This window comes from Aquiflexum sp., assembly GCF_977115555.1.
This window is the reverse complement of sequence record NZ_CDSBKL010000424.1, coordinates 1-3,406: the sequence shown is the minus strand read 5'-3', so window position 1 is coordinate 3,406 and position 3,406 is coordinate 1. Positions and strand designations below refer to the sequence as shown.

Below are 3,406 nucleotides of genomic sequence, written 5' to 3'. Positions count from 1 at the left end.
TGGCTGTTTTTTTCAAAAAGGACTCTTTGGCTGTCGGGCTCAAAAAGGATGAATCCTGTCAGATGATTTCCAAAAAACGATTTCTCATTTAGGAGACTGTCCAACCCGACATACCTTGTCCTGAAGTCAATCTCTTGTCCAAAAATTGGAAAGATGGCAAATGCCCAAATGAAGAATGAGAGGATGGTCTTTCTTAAATCCATTGAAATCAGATCCTTTGTTTTTTTCCTGCCCAAAACAACAACAACCAACCCACAATAAACGCAACTCCACCCAATGGGGTGATGACTCCAAGCCAAGTGATTCCGGTCAGTGAAAGGACATACAGAGAACCTGAAAAAATAAGGATTCCTATCAGAAAGGACCACATGGCTTTCACCAATATTTTTCTTTCGGGCTGAAAATGATACCAAACAGCTACTACCAACATGGCCAAAGCGTGGTAGAAATGGTATTTGACGGCTGTTTCAAAGGTGTCCTGTCTGCCATTGGTTTCTAAAATTGACTCCAAACCATGTGCTCCAAAAGCTCCAATACCAACGGCAAAGGCGCCAACTATCGCAGCTATTTGAATAAAATTAACTTTCATGTGCTATTTGTATTCTCTTTGTCCAAAAATTGAAGTTCCGATTCTGACCATGGTACTCCCTTCTTCCTGAGCGATGATATAATCCCCGCTCATTCCCATGGAGATTTCTTTCAGGTTAAAGTTTGCCGGCAGCTCTTGTATTTTTAATGTATCGAAAATAGATTTCAGATTCCTGAATTCCTGCCGTATGACCTCTTCATTGTCTGTATAAGTAGCCATCCCCATCAAACCGACGATTTTCACATTTTCCAAAGCTTTCACCGCTTCACTTTGGACCAAATCCATCAATTCTTTTTCATCGAGGCCAAACTTGCTTTCTTCTTTGGCAATGTAAACCTGTAATAGACAATTGATAATTCTGCCGGATTTTTCGGCTTGTTTGTTGATTTCTGTCAGGAGTTTGAGAGAATCCACACCATGGATCAAGTAAATAAAGGGGGCTATAAATTTCACTTTGTTGGTCTGGAGATGTCCGATAAAATGCCAACGGATATCCTCGGGTAACTGTGCCTGCTTATCCGTCAATTCCTGTACTTTGTTTTCTCCAAAATCCCTGACTCCCAAGTCATAAGCTTCCCTGATAGCAACAGCCGGGTGGGTCTTACTCACAGCCACCAAAAGGCAATCAGGATTGACAAATGTATTTTTTATTGAAAGAAGGTTTTCTTTGATACTCATTCTGTAAATTTGGCCAAATCAACTCAAGCAAAGATATGGCGATATTGGGTACATTACTAAAAAAAGGTATCAGATTAAGGGATTCTTTGGTTCAGGAATATAGCTCACCTTTGGACCTTCAAAAAGAGGAATTGAAGAAATTGATGATCAAAGCAAAAGATACAGAATTTGCTAAAAAGTATAACTTCGATTTGATCCTAAAGGAATTCAAGAAGGGTGACAGCGATTTTTATAAATTATATTCAAGTAATATTCCAATATACAACTACGATACCATCTATACCGAATGGTGGTACAGACTCAAAGGAGGAGAGGAGGATATTACCTGGCCCGGTGCTATCCGTCATTTTGCATTGACATCAGGCACTTCAGGTGCTGCTTCCAAGTATATCCCCATCACCAAAGACATGGTCAAAGCCATCAGAAAGACCGGTGTCCGTCAGATCTTGTCCCTCTCCAAATATGACCTTCCGGATAAGTTGTTTACCAAAGGGATTTTGATGCTTGGGGGAAGTACTGACCTGGAATTTAACGGTACTTATTTTTCCGGAGATCTCAGCGGGATTACCACAGGCAGATTGCCTATTTGGTTTCAGCGCTTCTACAAACCCGGAAAGAAAATCTCCAAAAACAAAAATTGGGGAGACAAGCTGGAGCAAATCGTGGAGAAAGCGCCGGATTGGGATATCGGGATTATTGTCGGTGTTCCGGCTTGGCTTCAGATTTTGTTGGAAAAAATCATAGAGAGGTACCGCCTCAAAACCATTCATGACCTGTGGCCTAACCTCCGGATTTTTGTTCATGGCGGGGTTTCATTTGAGCCCTATAAGCAAGGTTTTGAAAGACTACTTGACAAGCCTTTGATTTACATGGAGACTTATCTTGCTTCTGAAGGGTTTTTGGCTTTTCAGGCTTTGGCAGACAGAAGGTCTATGCGGTTGGTTTTGAACAATGGGATATTTCATGAATTTATCCCCTTCAATGAAGAAAACTTTGATGCTGACGGTGGATTACTCCCCCATGCAAAAACACTCAAAATTGATGAAATAGAAGAAGATGTTGACTATGCCTTGCTTATCAGCACCTGTGCAGGGGCATGGAGGTATTTGATCGGGGATGTCATCAGGTTTGCTTCTAAAGAAGAAAGTGAGATTCATATCACAGGCAGGACCAAACATTTTTTGAGCCTTTGTGGAGAGCACCTTTCGATGGACAACATGAACAGGGCCGTGGAATTGGTCTCTGAAGAGCTTAACCTCAATATCAGGGAATTTACCGTTCTAGGTATGCCTCATGGATCGCTCTTTATGCACCATTGGTTTGTGGGTACTGATGACAAGGTAGACCATGACTTACTTCTCCAAAAGATTGACGACAGTTTGAAGCAGCTGAATGACGATTATGTGGTGGAGAGAAAACATGCTTTGAAAGAAGTGAAACTGACCATCCTTTCACCTTCAGTTTTTTACGCTTGGTTAAAATCAATTGGAAAAGAAGGAGGGCAAAATAAATTCCCTAGGGTTTTGAAAGGGGAAAAGGCGGAACAGTGGATGGCGTACTTAAAGGAAAATGGCCTAATATGATGAGCCAAGCGCTTTGGGAAGGGATCAGCATGGGGCTTGTATTGTCGGCGATGATCGGGCCTGTTTTTTTTGCTTTGGTACAAAACAGCCTTGAACATGGCTTTCGGTATGCAGCCGTTTTGGCCTTGGGGATTTTGCTATCCGATTTGATCTATGTGCTGATTACCTATTTCAGCGTGTCCATTTTTGCCCAATACCCTAATTTTGAGATCATCTTAGGCTATGCCGGCGGGGCGGTGCTGATAGGCTTTGGGATTTCCAATATGCTGAAAAAAAACAGAAGCAGGCCCAATTCAGGCGGGGCTCCACTGCCCAAATCCCAAAAGAGGACCGGATTTATGAAAGGCTTTGGCATCAACGGGGTCAATCCTTTCGTGCTGCTTTTTTGGATCTCCATCGCCGGCTTGGTCAACCTCAAGTCCGAGTACCGGAGGATCGACATATGGCTGTATTATGCGGGAATCCTGCTGACGGTATTCTGCATCGACCTGCTCAAGGCCTTTATCGCCAAGCAGCTTTCGGGATTTGTCACCCCTAAGCTGATGGGCAAACTCAA

Annotated in this window: 4 protein-coding genes and 1 pseudogene; 2 read left to right on the top strand and 3 right to left on the bottom strand. The window is 42.7% G+C overall.

The window, feature by feature from the left end; all coding sequences use genetic code 11:
- The 3 genes and pseudogenes from ACZFYI_RS17750 to ACZFYI_RS17740 form a co-directional block, all read right to left on the bottom strand.
- A pseudogene (locus ACZFYI_RS17750) lies at positions 1-203 on the bottom strand (D-alanyl-D-alanine carboxypeptidase); the annotation flags it as partial.
- 5 nt (positions 204-208) lie between these two features.
- Positions 209-589, bottom strand: a complete 381-nt coding sequence (locus ACZFYI_RS17745) for a DUF423 domain-containing protein (RefSeq protein ID WP_462525461.1) — start codon at positions 587-589, stop codon at positions 209-211.
- Between the two features lie 3 nt (positions 590-592).
- Positions 593-1,267: a YggS family pyridoxal phosphate-dependent enzyme gene (locus tag ACZFYI_RS17740; protein ID WP_462525460.1), complete on the bottom strand. Its 675-nt coding sequence runs from the start codon at positions 1,265-1,267 to the stop codon at positions 593-595.
- Positions 1,268-1,302: 35 nt separating this feature from the next.
- Here ACZFYI_RS17740 and ACZFYI_RS17735 point away from each other — a divergent pair, with 35 nt between their 5' ends.
- Both ACZFYI_RS17735 and ACZFYI_RS17730 read left to right on the top strand, forming a co-directional pair.
- Complete coding sequence (locus ACZFYI_RS17735) at positions 1,303-2,850, top strand: GH3 family acyl-acid amido synthetase (RefSeq protein ID WP_462525459.1); 1,548 nt, start codon at positions 1,303-1,305, stop codon at positions 2,848-2,850.
- A partial coding sequence (locus ACZFYI_RS17730; protein WP_462525458.1) for a LysE family translocator occupies positions 2,847-3,406 on the top strand: 560 nt, incomplete at its 3' end. The genes ACZFYI_RS17735 and ACZFYI_RS17730, both read left to right, overlap by 4 nt.

Excerpts from the sequence above, each read along its gene's own strand:
- ACZFYI_RS17735 (WP_462525459.1), top strand. The coding sequence starts at position 1,303 with ATGGCGATATTGGGTACATTACTAAAAAAAGGTATCAGATTAAGGGAT.
- ACZFYI_RS17745 (WP_462525461.1), bottom strand. The coding sequence starts at position 589 with ATGAAAGTTAATTTTATTCAAATAGCTGCGATAGTTGGCGCCTTTGCC.
- ACZFYI_RS17740 (WP_462525460.1), bottom strand. The coding sequence starts at position 1,267 with ATGAGTATCAAAGAAAACCTTCTTTCAATAAAAAATACATTTGTCAAT.